The sequence below is a fragment of the Odoribacter sp. AF15-53 genome, assembly GCF_003479425.1.
In the GTDB taxonomy this organism is placed as follows: domain Bacteria; phylum Bacteroidota; class Bacteroidia; order Bacteroidales; family Marinifilaceae; genus Butyricimonas.
In genome coordinates, this window is record NZ_QUHC01000001.1 from 40,653 (window position 1) to 61,311 (window position 20,659).

Annotated in this window: 12 protein-coding genes; 8 read left to right on the top strand and 4 right to left on the bottom strand. The window is 44.6% G+C overall.

Going from position 1 to position 20,659, the window contains the following annotated elements; all coding sequences use genetic code 11:
* Positions 1-264 precede the first annotated feature (264 nt).
* On the top strand, positions 265-2,298 hold the full coding sequence (locus DWW52_RS00160; protein ID WP_118713439.1) for an LruC domain-containing protein: 2,034 nt from the start codon (positions 265-267) through the stop codon (positions 2,296-2,298).
* Positions 2,299-2,381: 83 nt separating this feature from the next.
* Here DWW52_RS00160 and rlmD read toward each other — a convergent pair whose 3' ends face one another.
* Both rlmD and DWW52_RS00170 read right to left on the bottom strand, forming a co-directional pair.
* A complete protein-coding gene (gene rlmD / locus DWW52_RS00165) occupies positions 2,382-3,791 on the bottom strand; it encodes a 23S rRNA (uracil(1939)-C(5))-methyltransferase RlmD (RefSeq protein WP_118713441.1) in 1,410 nt (469 codons plus the stop codon).
* 114 nt (positions 3,792-3,905) lie between these two features.
* The gene (locus DWW52_RS00170; protein ID WP_118713443.1) at positions 3,906-4,592 is read right to left on the bottom strand and encodes an NAD-dependent deacylase; all 687 of its coding nucleotides are present in this window, start codon (positions 4,590-4,592) and stop codon (positions 3,906-3,908) included.
* 90 nt (positions 4,593-4,682) lie between these two features.
* On the opposite strand from DWW52_RS00170, the gene DWW52_RS00175 reads away from it, so the two are divergent.
* Complete coding sequence (locus DWW52_RS00175; RefSeq protein WP_118713445.1) at positions 4,683-5,468, top strand: C40 family peptidase; 786 nt, start codon at positions 4,683-4,685, stop codon at positions 5,466-5,468.
* Between the two features lie 86 nt (positions 5,469-5,554).
* On the opposite strand, the gene DWW52_RS00180 is transcribed toward DWW52_RS00175, so the two are convergent.
* Positions 5,555-6,172 (bottom strand): WbqC family protein, encoded by a 618-nt coding sequence (locus DWW52_RS00180; RefSeq protein WP_118713447.1) that lies wholly within the window; start codon positions 6,170-6,172, stop codon positions 5,555-5,557.
* Positions 6,173-6,501: 329 nt separating this feature from the next.
* Here DWW52_RS00180 and DWW52_RS00185 point away from each other — a divergent pair, with 329 nt between their 5' ends.
* From DWW52_RS00185 to glgP, 5 genes are all read left to right on the top strand, one after another.
* Positions 6,502-8,484 (top strand): alpha amylase C-terminal domain-containing protein, encoded by a 1,983-nt coding sequence (locus DWW52_RS00185; protein WP_118713449.1) that lies wholly within the window; start codon positions 6,502-6,504, stop codon positions 8,482-8,484.
* A 108-nt stretch (positions 8,485-8,592) separates the two neighbouring features.
* A complete protein-coding gene (locus DWW52_RS00190; protein WP_118713451.1) occupies positions 8,593-10,557 on the top strand; it encodes an amylo-alpha-1,6-glucosidase in 1,965 nt (654 codons plus the stop codon).
* 2 nt (positions 10,558-10,559) lie between these two features.
* Positions 10,560-11,846: a glycosyltransferase family 4 protein gene (locus DWW52_RS00195; RefSeq protein WP_370449477.1), complete on the top strand. Its 1,287-nt coding sequence runs from the start codon at positions 10,560-10,562 to the stop codon at positions 11,844-11,846.
* Between the two features lie 94 nt (positions 11,847-11,940).
* Positions 11,941-13,290: a glycoside hydrolase family 57 protein gene (locus DWW52_RS00200; protein ID WP_118713455.1), complete on the top strand. Its 1,350-nt coding sequence runs from the start codon at positions 11,941-11,943 to the stop codon at positions 13,288-13,290.
* Positions 13,291-13,299: 9 nt separating this feature from the next.
* Positions 13,300-17,544: an alpha-glucan family phosphorylase gene (gene glgP, locus DWW52_RS00205; RefSeq protein WP_118713457.1), complete on the top strand. Its 4,245-nt coding sequence runs from the start codon at positions 13,300-13,302 to the stop codon at positions 17,542-17,544.
* Between the two features lie 77 nt (positions 17,545-17,621).
* Here glgP and DWW52_RS00210 read toward each other — a convergent pair whose 3' ends face one another.
* Entirely contained in the window at positions 17,622-17,960 is a 339-nt protein-coding gene (locus DWW52_RS00210) for a translation initiation factor (protein ID WP_118713459.1), read from the bottom strand.
* A 304-nt stretch (positions 17,961-18,264) separates the two neighbouring features.
* On the opposite strand from DWW52_RS00210, the gene DWW52_RS00215 reads away from it, so the two are divergent.
* On the top strand, positions 18,265-20,562 hold the full coding sequence (locus tag DWW52_RS00215) for a bifunctional dihydroorotate dehydrogenase B NAD binding subunit/NADPH-dependent glutamate synthase (protein ID WP_118713461.1): 2,298 nt from the start codon (positions 18,265-18,267) through the stop codon (positions 20,560-20,562).
* Positions 20,563-20,659: the final 97 nt, after the last annotated feature.

Consider the following 20,659-nt stretch of genomic DNA (forward strand, 5'->3'; position numbering starts at 1 on the left):
ATTAATTCTCACTTTTTTAATATGGAACTTCTGCGAATTTTGGACGATAAAATGTTCTAATGAGTATCGGTTTCGTAAATATGCCCCTAGATTGTGGATATGTTTGGTAAGGCGGTATGTTAAGTGTTGGAATAATTATTCCAATGGTATCTATATGGTTTTATCTAAATTTATATTTGTTTTGATAAAATGCATCTATGTAGCATGACTTTTGAAATTTATGTCATACCTTTGTATAAATATTGGCGTGAAATTTGAATTGTTATGAATACAGGTGTATGTAAAAAGCTGAAAATGCTGGGGAGTGTTGCTTGGGCAATAATTTTACTGGCGATGACAGGTTGCTCGAAGAAGGATGTTTATAGTCCGGAGGGGCCTGTGAATGATGGTCCCGTGTTTGACTTCTCGACAAGGGAGTCCTACACGTTGAATGTAAATTATGATGTCCCGGAGGGATATAAGGTGTATTTTGAGGTATACACGCAAGATCCGGAACTGTTGGATGCAGACGGACAAGTGGTAAAAAGAGATTTGAATCCCGTGGATGTGGGGTTTACGGATGAGAAAGGAAGTTATAGTCATAAGATTGTGGTACCTGCAACAGCACAGTATTTATACATTTATAGTCCTTATGCTGGAGTTCCCCGTGTATTGGTTGCCGAGATTCGTGATGGGGTTTTGTCCGAAACGATGTATCCCGATGAAGTTTCCGGGGCAAGGTCTTTACTTGCCCGTGCGGGGAATGAGGATTATAAAGATGCTGTGTATAATGAAACGGGGGGATTACAACGTTTGGGATATTGGAAAAATACGAAAGGGGAGTATGCTCTAAATGGGGTAATTTACGATCTTTACGGGCGTCCGGATTATGTGAAAATTGGGGACAATATCAAGGTTTCGAAAGATATATTGAATTTGATTAATCAAGCTGTACCGGAAGGAGGAGGTGTTAAACCGAATTTAATAAAGAATGGTAATATTCATGTAACTAAAAAAGCGAATATAGATCTTTTTCTGATTGATGAAAATACTTCTGCTAATAATACTTTGGCTTATTATTGTTACGAGACGGGCAATTCTCCAAAGAGCGTGGCGGATATAAAAGATATTATAATAGCATTCCCGAATTCTAAAGTATTGAAAAATCATGGGCGTTATCCTAAAGGAAATAATGGCGCTTTACAGAGAGGGGAAGGCGTTCGGTTACATTATTGGAAAGATGGAATGGATATGGGTGAAGAGTTTCCTGAGGGTACATCTATTGGTTGGGTAATATATAATAATGGTTATGAATCTTGTGTGAATGGAAGTGGTGGAATAAATACTCAGAAAAAACATTTTTATTCGGATAAAGTGCTGAATGGTGATAAAAGAGAACACGTGGCGTTGTTTAGAAGTGGGGATAAAGTATTATTTGGTTTTGAAGATTGGAATGGGGATTATGATTATAATGATGTTGTATTTTATATTAAGTCGAATCCGATAGATGCGATTACTCCGGATATTCCTGATGTAAAACCGGAAGAACCGGATGATTCGGAGGTTGTGGCTAAGGTGACTTATCGGGGAATATTGACTTTTGAGGATATTTGGCCGTATCGGGGAGATTTTGATATGAATGATGTGGTTGTAAAATACGTGTCAACCGTTGGGTATAATCAGAAGAATGAGGTGATTCAGACAGAGGATGTCTATACGATCTTGTGGTCGGGGGCTGCTTATAATAATAGTTTTGCCTATCAATTGGATGCCATGCGAAGTGAAGTCAATGTAACGTTTTCATCTTCTTTAGGTGGGGATGGAGGAGCTTTTGTTGATCAGACATTGGATAAGGCTACTATCCGGTTGGCTAATAAAGTGCTGGACTATGCAAATCAAGAAGAGAAGGGGTCTTTTACGGTTACGACTAAATATACAGGACGTAGAATTGCTAAAGATGACTTTACGTTACCTCCCTATAATCCTTTTATCACGACGACCTCTGATGATAAAGAGGTGCATTTGACGAATATGCGTCCGACTGAAAGGTTGGATCACGGGAATCTGGGACACGGACATGATAAATCAGATCCGAATAAGAATCTTTATTATATCACGTACGATGAGGATGGACAACAAATGCCGTTCGCTATAAACCTTGTCTTTGAAAGTGATGAAGTTATGAATACTTTTATAGTACCATTCTGTGATCCTCTGAGGGAGAGTAAACGTATCGATATTTTTTATCCCTCTTTTTTGAATTGGGTGAAGACGAATGGTAAAGAAGATTCGGATTGGTATTTGCATCCTCGGAAATAAGTGAAGTTATTTCACGGATAGATATTTTTAACGAATAAAAAAACGAGACCCTCTGGGATCTCGTTTTTTTATGTCAGGAATTTCTATTTTTTTCTGTGTTGCAACAGGACGATGTTTTCCACGTGATGCGTGTGAGGGAACATATCTACGGCTTGAACAGCCATGACTTGGTAGTCGGTGTCCATGATGCTCAAGTCCCGGGCCTGAGTAGCGGAGTTGCAACTTACGTACACAATGCGGTTGGGAGCGGCTTTTAGGATGGTGTCAACGACATCTTTATGCATTCCGGCACGTGGGGGATCGGTGATGATTACATCCGGGTGGCCGTGATGTCGGATGAATTCTTCGTTCAGGACGTCTTTCATGTCTCCGGCATAAAATAACGTGTTGTCGATCCCGTTCAGGGCGGAATTGACTTTGGCATCTTCGATCGCTTCCGGCACGTATTCGATACCGATGACTTTTTGAGCGTTGCGAGCCACGAAATTTGCGATGGTTCCCGTTCCCGTGTAGAGATCATACACGATCTCTTTCCCCGTGAGTCCAGCCAGTTCTCTCGTTTTAGAATACAAGTTATAGGCTTGTTCGGAGTTGGTCTGGTAGAAAGATTTAGGTCCGATCTTGAATTTTAAATCTTCCATTTGCTCGAAAATGTGATCGTTTCCGTGAAAGCAGATGACTTCCTGATCGGTGATGGTGTCGTTCATTTTTTCGTTGATAACATACATCAGAGAGGTGATTTCTGGGAAGCGTTGCACGAGGGCATGTAATAGTCCTTCTCTTGCTTCCCGGTTTTCCTCGCCGAACGTGACGATAACCATGACTTCTCCTGTGGAAGAGGTGCGAATGATCAGGGTGCGTAAGAATCCGGCTTGTTCCCGGATATCGTAAAAGCTTAATTCATGGACGATCGCGTAATCCCGGATAAAATTGCGAACGGCATTGGAGGGTTCTGCCTGCAAGTAACATTTCTCGATGTCAATGACTTTGTCGAATAGTCCCGGAACATGGAATCCCACGGCGGGTGTTCTGTTTATGTCTTGTCCTTCCGCAATCTCTTCCCGGGTAAGAAAGCGTTTGTTACAGAAGGTATATTCGAGTTTATTCCTGTAATAGGTAGTCTTGGGAGAACCGATGATCGGGGCAACGTTTTGTAGTTCTACTTTCCCGATTCTTTGCAGGTTGTCGACGACTTCCTGTTGCTTGAATTCAGTTTGCAGTTGATAGGGCAGGTTTTGCCATTTGCATCCGCCGCACACTCCGAAATGGGTACAGAAGGGTTCTGTTCGGATATCAGAATACTTACGTACGTTGACGATAAAACCTTCCAAGAAGCTTTTACGTTTTCGGGTGACTTGCACATCGACAATGTCACCGGGGACGGTGTTGGGTACGAATAGAACCTTTTCGTCCACGTAAGCGATCGATTTTCCTTCGGCTGCTATTTTTTTGATTTCAATGTTTTCTAACAAGGGCTTTTTACCACGAGACATAAATTAATTTTAGATTTTAGATTTATGATTTTAGATCTGATCTGTTAAGTGATTTCATGATTTCCGATTAGGAGATTTAGAATCACAGAATCGTTTAATCGGAAATCACTGAATTTATTTATTTTTCAGTTTTTCTTTTAGGATTTTGACGCCTTCGGAGGCTCCTTTTTCAATGAATTCGATTTTGCTGTTCTTGACGCTTTCCGGTATTTTCGGATCGATTAACAGGATGCGGCAACTGGCAGGAGCGTAGTGAAGCAAGCTGGCTGCAGGATACACGGCTAAAGAAGTTCCGATGATAACAAGGATATCGGCTTGTTGAACGAGTTCAATGGCCGGTTCGATATTGGGAACGGATTCTCCGAACCACACGATATGGGGGCGTAGGATGGAACCGTCTCCTGCTTTGGTTCCTAATTTCAATTCCCAGCCGTCGAGATCATATATCAGGTTCGGATTCTTGCTGCTTCTCACTTTTTTTAGTTCTCCGTGCAAGTGTAAGACTTTCGTGCTTCCGGCGCGTTCGTGCAGATCGTCAATGTTTTGCGTGATAATCCGGACATCAAAATCTTTTTCGAGGTCGGCAAGTCCGTCGTGTCCGGCATTGGGTTTTGCATCGTAGAGTTGCTTTCTGCGTTCGTTGTAAAAACGGTTCACCAGTTCCGGGTCACGTTGCCACGCTTCCGGGGTGCAAACATCCATCACGTTGTATTCTTCCCACAGGCCATCACTGTCCCTGAAAGTACGAATTCCGCTTTCGGCACTCATACCTGCTCCTGTTAAAACGACTAACTTCTTCATAATCAGATTAAATTTTAATCATTGGATTCGATTGCAAGTTAGATAAAAAAAGTCTATTTTCGTAACTTTCAATTTTCAATTTTGTATTGTATGACTTTTGGTATAGCGGATTCAAGTATTATCCCCATGCGACGGGAAAAATCGGGGCGGAGCGAAATGGTTTCTCAGTTGTTGTTCGGGGAGGTATACGAGGTGTTGGAGTTTGAGGATAAGTGGCTTAATATCCGATTGTTACACGATGGTAGTTGTGGGTGGATAGACCGGAAATCGTACAAAGAGGTGGGGACGGAGTTTGTTGAGAGATATCGGGCTTCCGACCAGTTGATTATGAGTGAGGTATTTAATTTGGTTGTCAAAAAGGGAGATTGGGAAAATAAAATGATCGTGGCGGGTAGCGTGTTACCTTTTTATGACGCTTACGCGAAAAAGTTGATGATCGGGGAAGAGGAATATGTTGTGAGAGGTTTCTTGCGGGAAGTCGGGATTGAAAGCTTGCGGGAATTATTGATACAATACGCTTTGATGTTTTATAATGCACCTTACCGTTGGGGAGGACGAACGCCGAATGGGGTGGATAGTGCCGCTCTGGTACAAATGGTATATCGTTTGGCGGGAATGGCATTACCGAGGTACATCGAGCAACAGGTTGCCGAGGGACAAACTTTATCCTTTTTGGAAGAGGCTCAATCCGGAGACTTGGCTTTCTTCGGGGATAATTCGGGAGCAATCACGCACGTGGGAATCTTGTGGGAGCAGGGACGTATTATTCATGCTTCGGGGAAAGTACGGGTGGATAAAATAGATCATCACGGTATATTCAATGAAGAAATGAAACGATATACTCACACGTTGAAAGTGCTGAAACAGTTTTTTTAATTCGCAAAGCGAATTAAAAGTTACAGGTTAGCAAGTTTGCACCATACACTAATTCTCAAAGTAAATAGCTCAATCTAAAATTAAAATTATAAATAGTTTTGGCTTTCCGGGCCCGTGTTGAAGAGGAGATCGAGGATGCTGAGATTCGGGGCGAAAGGAAATCTTTCGGCAAAGGTTTGATGATAGGGTTTCGCAATGAACGTGTCTTCCATGCGTCGGCGGGAAGGTTTCGGGTGGATGACATCTCTCAGGTCAGTGTGAGTATCGTAAACCGGGTAGTAGTCTTCTGTGAGTTTAACGGGATGTTGGAGTTGTAGGTTATCCATCAGTTCTTTCAGTATTTTGGTATTAAAATCTAATAGAAATTTTTCTTTGCGCTCGAAGAACCGGATAAAATTGTCTATATAATAATCGTAATAAGGTGAATTTTTATAGGCAGACTCGATTCCCTTGAAATGAAGTTTTTGCCAATTCGTGGAATAGTCGATTTGTACGTCCTTAGTTAATATTTTTATGGAGGCACCTTTGACGACGGGGACGGATAACGTCATGATACCATTGGCTGTCATGATGTCGCAACGGTTTCGATAACTCTGTTTTCCATAGCTTTCATATTGTTCAATGAGTATTTCCGAACATTCCTTTATTTTGGAAAAGTATTGAACCGGGGGAAAATATGCCGTGTTGACTAATATCTTGCTCATGATCCGTTTATTTTAGGTTGGCAAAGGTAAGAATTTTTCAAATAAATGAAAATCTGTTTTATTTTCATGTGTTTAACAAATTTATGGTGAAAAAGTATGGATTGTGGTTCGAAAGTTGTATATTGTAGATCAATATAATGTAGTCATATACGACTAAAACTACACGGGTCGTTTCAAGAAAGGAGAAGATTTTTAGACCTGTAAATAGAACAAAAGCCGTGATTCTACGTAACTGATTAGTAATAGTATTATAACCGGAACGTAATAAAAAAACTGTTCATTTGAAGGAAAATTATATTATTACAAAACAAATGAAATAAAATTAATATATGATGCTAAAACTCGTAGAAGAAGATAAATTATTAAAGCCATTCGCGGGGATTATCGAAAGAAGGCACCGGCAAATGTTGGCGATGGAGCGGGAATTTACCTATCGGGCGACTCGTTTGGCCGATTCGTGTAATTCTTATTTATATTATGGGTTGCATCGAACGATTGACGGATGGATTTTTCGGGAATGGGCTCCGAATGCCACGGCTATTTATTTATTAGGAGAATTTAATGACTGGCGGAAGCATCCCGATTACGCGTTAACGAAAGCGGGAGATGGTAATTGGGAGATCAAGTTACCCCGAGAGGTGTTGGTCCACGAGATGCTTTACCGTTTGCTCGTGGAATGGGACGGGGGAAGCGGCGAGCGTTTGCCTTCTCACGTGCGACGGGTTATACAGGATGAATACACGAAAATATATAGTGCGCAGGTATGGGATCCGCAAAATCCTTACCAGATGCGACATGATCGTCCGAAACGGGCCGAGAATCCATTGATTTACGAGGCTCATATCGGAATGGCCACGGAGCATCGGAGAGTATCGACTTTTACCGAATTCCGGTTGTTCGTGTTGCCTCGGATCGTGGATCTGGGGTATAATACGATACAACTGATGGCCGTGCAGGAACACCCGTATTATGGTTCCTTTGGTTATCAGGTAGCTAATTTCTTTGCCGTGAGTTCCCGGTTCGGGACTCCCGAGGAATTGAAAGCGTTGATCGATGCGGCTCACGGCATGGGGATTCGGGTGATTATGGATATTGTTCATTCTCATTCGGTAAATAACGAGGAAGAGGGATTAAGCCGTTTTGATGGTTGTTATGACCAGTATTTTTATCCCGGGGAGAGAGGGTATCATTCTTTGTGGGATTCTCGGTGTTTTGATTACGGGAAACATGAAGTGTTGAACTTTTTGTTGTCCAATTGTAAGTATTGGTTAGAGGAATTTCGTTTTGACGGTTATCGTTTTGACGGGATCACGAGTATGTTGTACTGGGATCACGGGATTAACAAGGATTTCACGGAATACAGCTTGTATTACGACGGAAATCAAGACGAAAATGCGATTACTTATTTATCGCTGGCTAACCGGGTGATTCATCAGGTTGATCCGGAAGCGATCACGATTGCTGAGGATGTGAGCGGGATGCCCGGAGTGGCTTCTCCTATCGAAGACGGGGGGATAGGTTTCGACTACCGGATGAACATGGGAACTCCGGATTACTGGATCAAGTTGTTGAAAGATAAACGGGATGAAGAGTGGCATGTGGGTGATCTGTTCTACGAGCTGACGAACAAGCGGGAGGAGGAACACACGATCAGTTACGCGGAGAGTCACGATCAAGCGTTAGTGGGTGATAAAACCATATTTTTCCGCTTGGTGGATAAGGCAATCTACACGTCGATGAGCGTGTTTGACAAGAATGTGATTATTGATCGGGGGATAGCGCTTCACAAGATGATTCGTTTGGTCACGATAGGTACGGCGGCTGACGGTTACTTGAATTTCATGGGAAATGAATGGGGACACCCGGAATGGATTGATTTCCCAAGAGAAGGTAACGGTTGGAGTTACGAGCATGCCCGACGATTGTGGAGTTTGCTGGATGATGAAAGTTTGCGTTTCCGTTTCTTGAACGTGTTCGATAAAGCCATGATCCAAATGGTGACAGATACCCGTGTTTTTCACTGGCGTCCGGAACCTCTCGTGCGAGACAATGAACGTCAGGTATTGATATTCACACGTGGTGATTATTTGTTCGTGTTCAATTTCAATCCGGAGAAATCATTCCCTGATTATGCTTTTGACGCTCCTTCCGGGAAATACACGAGTGTGTTGGACACGGATAACAAGAGTTTTGATGGCTTGGGGCGAATTGACGAAAAGATAGAGCATTTTACCCGATATATTTCACCGGGTCGAGGGCAGTTAAGTTTGTATATACCCGCGAGGACGGGATTTGTATTACAGCGTTCTTAATAATGATTTACGATTTATGATTTACGATTTATGAATAGTGTGTAGGAACCAGATCATAATCGTAAGATAGAAATCTTAAATCTAAAATCTTAAATCTAAAATTAATCTATGAGCTATTTGAATTTCAACAAAGAAGAATTGGTAAATCTGGAATATTCTTTGAAGAGAGAAGTTCTATCGACCAACAGGGCCGGGGGATATTCTTCGACAACGATAGTTTGTTGTAACACGAGGAAATACCACGGGTTACTTGTATTACCTATAAATGAGTTCGGGGGAGAGAATCATGTGTTACTTTCCTCCTTGGATGAGACCATTGTTCAACACGGTCAATCATTTAATTTGGGGATTCATAAATACCCGGGGATCTACGAGCCCCGGGGGCATAAATATATAGTGGATCTGGAGTATGATCCGTTGTTCACACTGACTTATCGGGTTGGCGGGGTTGTGTTAAAGAAGGAGATACTGATGGTACATAACGAGGCTCAGTTGATGATTCGTTATACTTTGGAGGATGCGCACTCGGAGACCTATCTGCGTTTGAAACCGTTTTTAGCATATCGTAACGTGCATGCTTTAAGTAAGGCAAACATGATGGCCAACACGAAATATGAGCACGTGGAGAATGGTATTCGTTCCAAAATGTATGTTGGGTTCCCGGCGTTGAATATGCAATTAAGTAAGGCTAACGAGTTTGTTCCCGTGCCTGATTGGTATTATAATATAGAGTATCTGGAAGAGAAAAACCGGGGATATGATTATAAAGAAGATTTATTTGTACCCGGTTATTTCGAGGTTCCGATCAAGAAAGGTGAGAGCATTATATTCTCGGCTTCTACCGAGGAAGTGAAGACTTCCACGTTGAAACGAAAATTCCAACAGATGAGGGATAAACGGATGAGTCGGGAGGATTTCAAGAGTTGTCTGATTTATTCGGCCTCTCAGTTTATCGTGCATGACGGCAAGGATACGGAAGTGGTAGCCGGATATCCTTGGTTCGGGCGGTGGGGACGAGACACGTTTATTGCGTTACCGGGCTTGACGCTAGCTGCTTGTTTTGACCTGAAGGCTTGTAAAGAAGTGCTTGACACGATGGCTCGTCAACTGCATAATGGTTTATTCCCGAATATTGGTAAAGGGGATAAGGCGGCTTACAACTCGATTGATGCTCCGATGTGGTTCTTCTGGGCCGTGCAAGAGTATGACAAGGCGTTAGGAGAACCGGGAGCGATATGGAAGGCTTACGGTAATAAAATGAAATCAATCTTGATGGCTTTCCGGGACGGGGTGAATCCGGGGTTGCGAATGGATCCGAACGGTTTGATTTGGGCCGAGCAACCCGGCAAGGCTTTGACCTGGATGGATGCTGTCGTAAGAGGAGTTCCCGTGACACCGAGAGCCGGGTATGCCGTGGAGATTAATGCGCTTTGGTATAATGCGGTTTGTTATATGTTGAAGCTGGCTGAAGAGGCAGAAGACAAGGCTTTTATTAAGGAATGGAAAGATATGCCGGAAATCATACGGAAATCATTTGTTGATACATTCTGGAGTAAGGAAAAAGGTTATCTAGCTGATTACGTGAATGAAGAAGGACCGAATTTTTGTGTGAAACCGAATCAGGTTTTTGCTTGTTCATTGACTTATTCGCCGATCACGGATGACATGAAAGAACAGGTGTTGAAAGTAATTACCAAGGAATTATTGACCCCGAAGGGATTACGTACGTTGTCTCCCAAGAATCCGAATTATCATGGGCAATATGAAGGTAATCAGGATCGACGGGATGAAGCCTATCATCAGGGAACGGTATGGCCTTGGTTAATTGGGGCTTATATCGAGGCTAACCTGAAGCTTTACGGGAAGCAGTTCTTGCCGGAAGCTAAAGAATTACTGGCCGGATACGAGGAAGATATGACCCTTTACGGTTTGTGTTCGATTGCCGAAGTGTACGACGGCGACCCTCCATATAACCCGAACGGATGTATATCACAAGCCTGGAGTGTCGGGGAGGTGTTGAGAAGCATGGAGCTAATACGAAAATGTGAGACCACATCAAATAGTATATTATGAGCATAAAAGTATTGATGTTTGGGTGGGAATTCCCACCACATATTGCAGGAGGTTTGGGAACGGCCAGTTACGGTCTGACGAAAGGCTTGGCGAAACATGGTGTCAAGGTGATGTTTGTCATGCCCAAGGCCGGGGGGGATGAAGATCAGAGCGTAGTGAAGATCATTAATGCGAGTGATGTTGAAATGATGAGCGAGTACTCTACTTTGGACGAGTACTGGCAGAATGTAAACTTTATGGAAATCGGTTCGAATCTGGTTCCCTATCTTGACCCGGAAACCTTCGAAAGAACTGTGACCGAGACGATCAAGACGGGGGAGCATACCGAGCATATCGCTTTCCGTAACAAGTTCCAGTTTTCCGGTAAATACGGAACAAACCTAATGGAGGAAGTTGCTCGTTATGCCATGGTGGCTGGTACGATAGCGGCGCAACAGGATTTTGATATTATCCATGCACATGACTGGTTGACTTATTCGGCCGGGATCGTGGCAAAGAAAGTTTCTGGAAAACCGTTGGTCATCCATGTACATGCCACGGAATTTGACCGAAGCGGGGAGCATGTCAACCAGCAGGTGTATGATATAGAACGTCGTGGGATGGAGGCTGCCGATCGGGTGATCACAGTGAGTAACTTGACGCGCAACATCGTGATCAATCGTTACGGGATTAATCCGGACAAGGTGGTGACGGTTCATAATGCCGTTGATTTCCAGACCCGGGAAGATGTAGAAGTTGAAAGGGGGGTAAAAGAAAAAGTGGTTACATTCCTAGGAAGAATCACTTTCCAGAAAGGGCCTGAATATTTTATTGAGGCGGCAAACAAAGTGTTGAAACGTTATCCGAATGTACGGTTTGTCATGGCCGGGAGCGGGGATTTATTTAATCGTTCCATTCGTCGGGTGGCGCAATTAAAGATTGCCACGAAATTCCACTTTACAGGTTTCCTGCGGGGGGATGATGTACAAAAAATGTTCTTGTACAGTGACGTGTACGTGATGCCTTCCGTGTCTGAACCTTTCGGGATTTCGCCGTTGGAGGCGATGCGGGCGGGTGTTCCCACGATTATTTCCAAGCAATCCGGGGTGGCTGAAGTCTTGAAACATTCCATCAAGGTCGATTATTGGGATGTCGATGCGTTGGCGGATGCGATCTACGGTTTATTATCTTATCCGGGACTGGGTAAAATGGCCGGAGAAGAAGGTTTGGAAGAGGTGAACCAGTTGAAATGGGAAAATGCCGCATTGAAGGTCGAGGACGTTTACAAAGATGCACTAGGAATAATTTAGAATTTAAAATTTAAAATGAACATGAGGTTGAGATCGAAAATCGGGAAGTCACTTTCAATTTTCAGTTTTCAATTTTCAATTAAAAATACAGGCTATGAAAAAGACATTATGTTTTTATTTCCAGATACATCAACCCGTGAGATTAAGAAGGTATCGTTTCTTTGATATCGGCAAACGTCATGATTATTTTGACGAGTATGTGAATCGTTCGACCATTCGACGGGTAGCGGAAAAGTGTTACTTGCCGATGAATCGTTTGGTTATGGAAATGATCAAACGTTACGGGACGAATTTTAAAGTGAGTTTTTCAATTTCCGGTTCCGCTTTGGAGCAATTTGCACTTCATGCCCCGGAAGTAATCGATAGTTTCAAGGAGTTGGCTAAAACGGGGAGCGTGGAATTTTTGGCAGAAACCTATGCTCATTCGCTGGCCTCCTTGTCCAATACAGATGAATTTGAAACACAGGTAAGAAGACATGCCGTTCGTATCGAGGAGTTATTCGGGCAGAAGCCCGTGACTTTGCGGAATAGTTCGTTGATCTATTCCGATCAGATCGGAGAGCGGGTGGCTGCCATGGGATTCGAATCCATGCTGACCGATGGAGCGAAACACGTGCTGGGATGGAAGAGTCCGAATTTCGTTTACACGAATGCGATAAATCCCCGGCTAAAATTGTTGTTGAAAAATTCCCGATTGAGTGATGATCTGACTTTACGTTTCTCCGATCATGGCTGGCATGAATGGCCGATCACGGCGGATAAATATGCCCGTTGGTTGAAAGATAGTGCCAAGGATAGCGAGATCGTGAACCTGTTTATGAATTACGAGACATTCGGGGAGAATCAACCGGCCGAAACGGGAATTTTCGAGTTCATGCGCTCGTTACCGGAATTTATTTTCTCGACTACCGATTTTGAATTTCTGACCCCGAGCGAGGCGGTCAAGAAGCATCAGCCGGTAGCCCCGTTGCATGTTCCTTACCCGATTTCCTGGGCGGATGAAGAGAAAGATATTACCGGATGGTTAGGTAATGAATTACAGAACGAGGCTTTTGAGGAATTATTCAAGATACAACCGAAGGTAAAAGCATTAAATGATCCGGCGTTGAACGAGGATTATTCCCGTCTGCAAGCAAGCGATCATTTCTATTATATGCGGACGAAACTGTTCTCCGATAATGACTATCATCGTTATGTTTCTCCCTATGAAACCCCGTATGAAGCATTCATAAATTATATGAATGTGTTGAGTGATTTTATTGCGCGTGTGGAAGATATGGAAAAAATGCGTAATATTGCAGAGGATAAAATCACCAAAGAAACGGAGAGTCCCGAGAAACCGAAGAAAGCGGTTCGGGGTTCTCGTGCGAAAAGTGCGGAGAGTGCTGCGAAGACAACAGGAAAGGTGAGTACGAAGGAGAAAAAAGTTAAGTCAAAACATTAAAAGTTAGATATGAGTAATTTGGAATTGAAAGATCCCGCCTATTTGTTTGAGGTAAGCTGGGAAGTGTGTAATAAGGTCGGCGGAATCCACACGGTGATCTCGACAAAGGTGTTGAGTATGGCCGGGGAGTTCAAGAACAACCATATATTAATCGGACCCGACGTGTGGAGATATGATGAGCCGAACCCGGAGTTCACGGAGGATGCCCATTTGTTTAAATCCTGGCGGGTGAAAGCGGCACAGGAGGGATTGCGAATCAAGGTGGGACGATGGAACGTGGCGGGGAACCCCGTGGTGATTCTTGTTGATTTCACTACTTTTATTCCACAAAAAGATCAGATATTGACCTCTTTTTGGGAGAAGTTTCAAGTCGATTCGTTGACCGGGCAATGGGACTATATCGAGCCCGTGTTGTTTGGTTTCACCGCTGGAAAAGTGATCGAGAGTTTCGTACGTTATCATATATTTTCCCGTCAGCGTATTATAGCCCAGTTCCACGAGTGGATGACGGGAAGCGGTATGCTGTATCTGAAGAACGCCCTGCCACAGGTGGGATGCGTGTTCACGACCCATGCTACCGTACTGGGGCGCAGTATTGCCGGGAACGGCTTGCCCCTTTATGATCCGATGGAAGATTACGACCCGATGGAAACGGCTCGCCGTTTCGGCGTGGTTGCCAAGCAATCTTTGGAAAGCAAAGCGGCGGAATGGGCGGATTGTTTCACGACGGTGAGTGATATCACGGCGAGAGAGTGTAAGCATTTTTTGGGTAAACCGGTGGATATTGTCACTCCGAACGGTTTCGAGAATAGTTTCACACCCAGCGAGGAGGATTATCTGGAAAAACGTCAGCAGGGACGGGAGAAGTTGTTGAAAGTAGCCCAGGCGTTATTGGGAAGAGCGGTATCGGAAGATGCTTTAATCGTTGGAATTAGTGGACGCTACGAGTTCAAGAATAAAGGAATTGACGTGTTTATCGAGGCTCTGGGACGTTTGAACCGGAATGCTGAAAATAAGCGGGATATACTGGCATTTATCTTGGTGCCGGCCGGACACAAGGGGCCGAACCGGGAGTTGCTGAATAACTTGGAAAAGCCTTATCAGGCCGTGGAGATCACGTCTCCTTATGTGACTCATGAGTTATCCGATCCGCAGCATGATCCCGCGTTACTTAAATTCGGGGAACAACAATTATTGAATCGTTCGGATGATCGGGTGAAAGTATTCTTCTCCCCGAGTTACCTGAATGGCAATGATGGCGTGTTCAACATGCCGTATTACGATTTGCTTGTGGGGATGGATTTGACTGTATTTCCTTCATACTACGAACCTTGGGGATACACCCCGTTGGAGAGTTTGGCCTTTAAGGTTCCCACGATCACGACCACGCTGGCAGGTTTCGGCTTGTGGGTAGAATCATATTATAAGAAAGCGCATCCGGGAATCGAGGTGATTGAACGGGATGACCGAAACAATGACGAGGTCGTTGAGAAAATTGCCGATAAGATAAAAACGATTGCTGCCTTGAATAAGAAAGAGTATCAGGCAGTGGCCAAGAATGCCAAAGAAGTATCGAAAATTGCTCTTTGGGAAAACTTGGTATCCTATTATAAAGAAGCTTACAAGATTGCCTTGGAGAAGGTCAACAAGCGGATAGCCGAGATCCCGGTGGTGGAAGAACAACAATGGTCATTTGTTGAGAAAAAGGCAGCGACAAACGTGCCGAACTGGATCAGCGTGATCATACATCGGTCTATCCCGGCTAAATTGAGCGCCTTGGAGGAGTTGGCGAATAACTTGTGGTGGTGTTGGAATGAGGAAGCTGTCGATCTGTTCAAGAGTATAGACCCTTTACAATGGATGCTTACCCGTCATAACCCGATAGCCCTTCTGGATAAGATTTCTTTGAATCGCTACAAGGAGTTGGAGAATGACGAGGAATTTGTGGCCCGTCTAACGGCGGTGTACGCGAAATTCTCTGAGTATATGGAAGGGAAAAAGCAGATGAATGATCCTGCCGTGGCTTATTTCAGCATGGAGTATGGTTTACACTCTTCCTTGAAAATTTATTCGGGAGGTCTTGGCGTTTTGGCCGGGGACTACTTGAAAGAGGCGAGTGATAAGAAAACGAAGATTACGGGTGTCGGTTTGTTATATCGTTACGGATATTTCACGCAGAAATTCTCTGCGGCCGGGAATCAGGAGGCCGAATACGAGGCGCAAGATTTTACCAAAATTCCGGTGTCACCTGTTCGGGATGCAGACGGGAATTGGTTGACAGTTAGTTTGTCTTTCCCGGGACGAGAGGTTTTTGCCCGAATTTGGAAGGTCTGTGTCGGTCGAGTTGAATTATATCTGTTGGATACGGATTTTGAGGATAACCAGGAGGGCGATCGTAGCATTACCCATTATCTTTACGGCGGGGATTGGGAGAATCGGTTGAAACAAGAGATATTGTTGGGTATCGGTGGTATCCGGGCTTTACGGAAATTGAATATTGATGCGGAGGTTTATCATTGCAACGAGGGACATGCCGCCTTTACCGGGTTGGAAAGATTGCGGGAATATATTTCAGAGAAGCAGCTTTCATTCGCCGAGGCGATGGAAGTCGTTCGGTCGTCTTCCCTGTTCACGACACATACTCCGGTTCCGGCGGGACATGATTCGTTTACCGAGAATTTGTTGAAAACTTACTTCTGGTTTGTCCCCGATCGGTTGAAAATCACCTGGGAACAGATGCTGGCATTGGGACGTGTTAATGCGAACGATCCGAACGAAAAGTTCTCCATGAGTTTCTTGGCGGCCAATTTGTCGCAGGAAGTGAATGGTGTTAGCTGGTTGCATGGTAAGGTCAGTCGGGATATATTTAAAAATTTGTGGCCGGGATACATGCCCGAGGAACTGCATATCAGTTACGTGACCAACGGGGTACACTACCCGACGTGGGCGGCTCCCGAATGGAAAAAGATTCAGATGAGCGTGTTCGGCGAGAAATTCAAGACACACCATTATGACAAAGCTTGCTTTGAAGGTATTTACCAAGTACCGGATCACGTGATTCACGAGGTGAGGACAACTTTGCGGCAGCGTTTGATTCGCCATATCAAACATCGTTTGGCTGATGAGAAGAACACGGCTTATTTTACCCCGCGACAGATCGTGGAGATTCAAGATACCTTACGGGATGACATCCTGACGATCGGTTTCGCTCGTCGTTTTGCCACTTACAAGCGGGCACATTTGCTGTTCAGTAATCTGGATCGTCTGAACGAGATCGTGAATAACCCGGATCGGCCTGTACAATTTATTTTTGCCGGGAAAGCACATCCGGCGGATCAGGCCGGACAGGATTTGATCAAGCGAATCGTGGAGATTTCCAAGTACCCACAGTTCTTGGGTAAAATCTTGTTCCTTCCGAATTACGATATGGATGTTGCTCGTCGTATGGTGCAGGGAGTGGACGTGTGGATGAATACCCCGACACGCCCGCAGGAAGCTTCCGGTACAAGTGGTGAGAAGGCGGCTATGAATGGTGTGATGCATTTCAGCGTGCTGGACGGCTGGTGGGTGGAAGGTTACCAGAAGGATGCCGGTTGGGCATTACCCATGGAACGGACTTACGAGAACCAGGAGTTCCAGAACGAGCTGGATGCGGAACTTATTTACAATATTATCGAGTCGGAGATCGCTCCCGCATTCTATGATCGTGGCGAGAATGGAATTTCCGCAACGTGGGCCGGGTATATTAAGAACACGATCGCGAAAGTGGCATCCAATTTTACCAGTAACCGTATGTTGACGGATTACGAGGATAAGTTCTATCACCCGATGGCTCGTCGTTTCCAACGTCTGAACGAGAACAATTACGCTTTGGCTACTCAGATTGCCGAATGGAAGAGGAAGGTCAGTCAAGAGTGGGAGTCCGTGCAGGTGGATGCTTTAATCCTCCCGGATAAGTCCAAACAAATTATCTCGTTGGGTAAATCTTATCAAGGGAAAGTCGTTCTTGATCTTGGAGAATTATCTATTGATGACATCGGAATTGAACTGGTGGCGATGATGAAAAAGGACGAGAAGTTGGAGGTTTGTTTCACGCAGGAATTTGTCCCCGTCTCTTTTGAGAACGGCAAGGCCATGTATTCTATCGAGGTAACTCCCGACGATCCCGGAATTTTCATGTTAGGCTTGAGAATATTCCCGAAGAATATATTACTCCCTCACCGGCAGGATTTTGCTTTGGTGAAATGGGTATAGGATCGTGATGGAGAGTTTATAACAGAATATTTAGTTTTTGAATTCAGAGGGCAGGTGATTATCACCTGCCCTCTGAATTATTTTGCCCGATATTTATTGTCCCGGAGAATTGCCAGCACTTTTTCTTTTAGTTCTCCTTGGATGATGATTTCGCCGTCTTTGACGGAACCGCCGACACCGCATTTGTTTTTCAATAGTTTTGCTAGTTCTTTCAGGTCATCTTCCGTGCCCACGAAACCTTGCACAAGGGTGACGGTTTTACCCTTACGTTGCTTGGAATCAAGGGCTACCCTTAAGTTTTGTTTTTCAGGGGCTAGAGTTTCCTGTTCTTCCTCTTGATTGTACTCATATTGGAAATTCGGATTCGTGGAGTAGACCACGTTAACCCGTTCTTTTTTATCGTTTTTGTTGCCCATAGTTACCATATTATTTGTTTAGGAGACAAAAATAATAATTTTTTCGTTATAAAGGATTTTGTCATTGGGTGTCACAGAATGACATATCATATAAAAACGGAAAGCATCGGATAGTGTCATCGTTCAACCGGAATGATGTTAATGGTAGCCCGCATTTTGCGGGCTATTTTTTTGATAATGTGAAGAAGGGGATTTCATATTTTGAAATAAAAATTGTTTTTTAAAAGGGGTTCGTTATCTTTGCGGCTTGAAATCGAAAACGATAGCGGGGTTGAAATTAGTTCAATAGATTAACGTGTAGACTATGAATAAAATTTTAAGTAAGACTTATTTTTCAGAGAAAGTAGTGAAGCTGGAAGTGGAGGCTCCTTTGATTGCAAAATCCCGTAAACCGGGTAATTTCGTGATTGTACGCGTGGGTGAAAAAGGCGAACGGATGCCGTTGACGATTGCTGATGCTAACTTGGAAAGAGGAAGTATTACATTAGTGGTGCAAGTCATGGGAGTATCTTCCCGGAAATTGTGTGCGTTGGAAGTCGGGGACTATATCACGGATATGGTCGGGCCTCTTGGAAAACCGACTCATATCGAGAAAGTAGGAACCGTGCTGGCTTGTGGTGGCGGTGTCGGGGTGGCTCCGTTATTACCTATCGTGAAGGCTTTTAAAGAAGCCGGAAACAAGGTGATTTCGGTGATAGCCGGACGTAATAAAGATTTGGTTATTCTGGAAGATGAAATACGGGCTTCTTCGGATGAGGTGATCATCATGACAGATGATGGAAGCTACGGGAAGAAAGGTTTGATCACGGAAGGAATGGAAGAGGTGATTAAACGGGAGAAAGTAGATTTGGCCGTGACGATTGGTCCGGCGATCATGATGAAATTCTGCGAGAAATTAACTCGTAAATATGATATCCCGACCGTGGCAAGTTTGAATGCGCTTATGGTCGATGGAACCGGAATGTGTGGTGCTTGCCGGGTGACCGTGGGAGGTAAGACTCGTTTTACCTGTGTTGACGGTCCGGAGTTCGACGCTCATCAAATTGATTTTGATGAAATTCTTTCTCGTTTGGGAGGTTTTAAAGATGCCGAGGTGGCTAAGTTGCATGAGGCGGAAGAGAAACATGATCACGTGGAGCCGGTTCATGGCGTGAGCGATCGGAATGAAGCGTGGAGACAGGAATTGCGCCAGAAGGTGGCTGGAAAAGAGCGTATGGCGATCGAGCGAGTGGTTATGCCCGAGACTTCTCCGGAAGAGCGGATCAAGAGCCAACGTATTGAGGTGAATCAAGGATTGACGGCTGAAATGGCCATGAGGGAGGCAACCCGTTGTATGGATTGCGTGACCCCGACTTGTATGGAGGGATGTCCCGTGGGAATTGATATTCCAGGATTCGTGAAGAATATCGAGCGGGGAGAGTTCTTGCAGGCTGCTGCCGTGTTGAAACGTACTAGCGCTTTACCAGCTGTTTGTGGGCGTGTTTGTCCCCAGGAAAAACAGTGCGAATCCAAGTGTTTTTATTTGCAGAAATTGAAGAAACCGTCTGTGGCTATCGGTTACTTGGAAAGATTTGCTTCGGATTACGAGAGGGAATCCGGACATATTTCTATACCGGAAGTTGCACCTGCCAATGGAATTAAAGTTGCCGTAATCGGTTCCGGTCCTTCCGGGTTGTCCTGTGCGGGCGATCTGGCAAAAATGGGATACGACGTAACGGTATTCGAGGCATTGCACGAGATCGGTGGTGTGTTGAAATATGGAATTCCCGAATTCCGTTTGCCCAATAGCGTGGTGGACGTGGAGATCGAGAATTTGAAAAAGATAGGAGTGAAATTTGTCACGAACTTTATCGTGGGATTGACGGATACCGTGGCCAGTTTGAAAGCCGATGGGTTCAAAGCGTTCTACGTGGCATCGGGTGCCGGACTTCCCCGGTTTATGAATATTCCGGGAGAGAATTATAACGGTATTCTTTCTTCCAACGAGTACTTGACTCGCGTGAACTTGATGGGGGCAGATAGCGAGGATTCGGATACCCCGGTTTATCGCGGAAAGAACGTGGTTGTCGTGGGTGGTGGAAATACGGCCATGGACTCCGTGCGTACGGCAAAACGTTTGGGTGCGGAACGTGCGATGATCGTTTATCGCCGGAGCGAGGAGGAGATGCCAGCTCGTTTGGAAGAGGTGAAACATGCCAAGGAGGAGGGATGCGAGTTTATCACGCTGACCAACCCGATAGAGTATATTGCAGACGAGAAAGGAAGAGTGAAACAGGTACGGGTTCAGAAGATGGAATTGGGCGAGCCGGATGCTAGCGGACGTCGTAGCCCGGTACCGATGGAAGGTTCCGAGTACACGATTGATGCAGACGTGGTAGTCGTGGCTGTCGGGGTGTCACCTAACCCGATTATCCCGAATTCGGTAGCCGGATTGGAAGTTTCACGCAAGGGTACGATCGTGGTGAACGAGGAGACCATGCAGTCGAATTTGTCGGATTTGTTTGCCGGGGGAGATATCGTGAGAGGCGGGGCAACCGTGATTCTGGCAATGGGTGACGGTCGTCGGGCTGCAAAACATATCGATGAGATGTTTAAAGCTTAAGATATAGAATATTTGTTATGTGTGGAGGAACTATTCAAGAATAATTGGGTAGTTCCTTCTTTATAAAAAACGAGGGAGAGTTCAACAAAACTCTCCC

Bases quoted from the DNA above. Each gene is read 5' to 3' on its own strand.
- DWW52_RS00160 (WP_118713439.1), top strand. From the start codon at position 265: ATGAATACAGGTGTATGTAAAAAGCTGAAAATGCTGGGGAGTGTTGCT.
- rlmD (WP_118713441.1), bottom strand. From the start codon at position 3,791: ATGTCTCGTGGTAAAAAGCCCTTGTTAGAAAACATTGAAATCAAAAAA.
- DWW52_RS00170 (WP_118713443.1), bottom strand. From the start codon at position 4,592: ATGAAGAAGTTAGTCGTTTTAACAGGAGCAGGTATGAGTGCCGAAAGC.
- DWW52_RS00175 (WP_118713445.1), top strand. From the start codon at position 4,683: ATGACTTTTGGTATAGCGGATTCAAGTATTATCCCCATGCGACGGGAA.
- DWW52_RS00180 (WP_118713447.1), bottom strand. From the start codon at position 6,172: ATGAGCAAGATATTAGTCAACACGGCATATTTTCCCCCGGTTCAATAC.
- DWW52_RS00185 (WP_118713449.1), top strand. From the start codon at position 6,502: ATGATGCTAAAACTCGTAGAAGAAGATAAATTATTAAAGCCATTCGCG.
- DWW52_RS00190 (WP_118713451.1), top strand. From the start codon at position 8,593: ATGAGCTATTTGAATTTCAACAAAGAAGAATTGGTAAATCTGGAATAT.
- DWW52_RS00200 (WP_118713455.1), top strand. From the start codon at position 11,941: ATGAAAAAGACATTATGTTTTTATTTCCAGATACATCAACCCGTGAGA.
- glgP (WP_118713457.1), top strand. From the start codon at position 13,300: ATGAGTAATTTGGAATTGAAAGATCCCGCCTATTTGTTTGAGGTAAGC.
- DWW52_RS00210 (WP_118713459.1), bottom strand. From the start codon at position 17,960: ATGGGCAACAAAAACGATAAAAAAGAACGGGTTAACGTGGTCTACTCC.
- DWW52_RS00215 (WP_118713461.1), top strand. From the start codon at position 18,265: ATGAATAAAATTTTAAGTAAGACTTATTTTTCAGAGAAAGTAGTGAAG.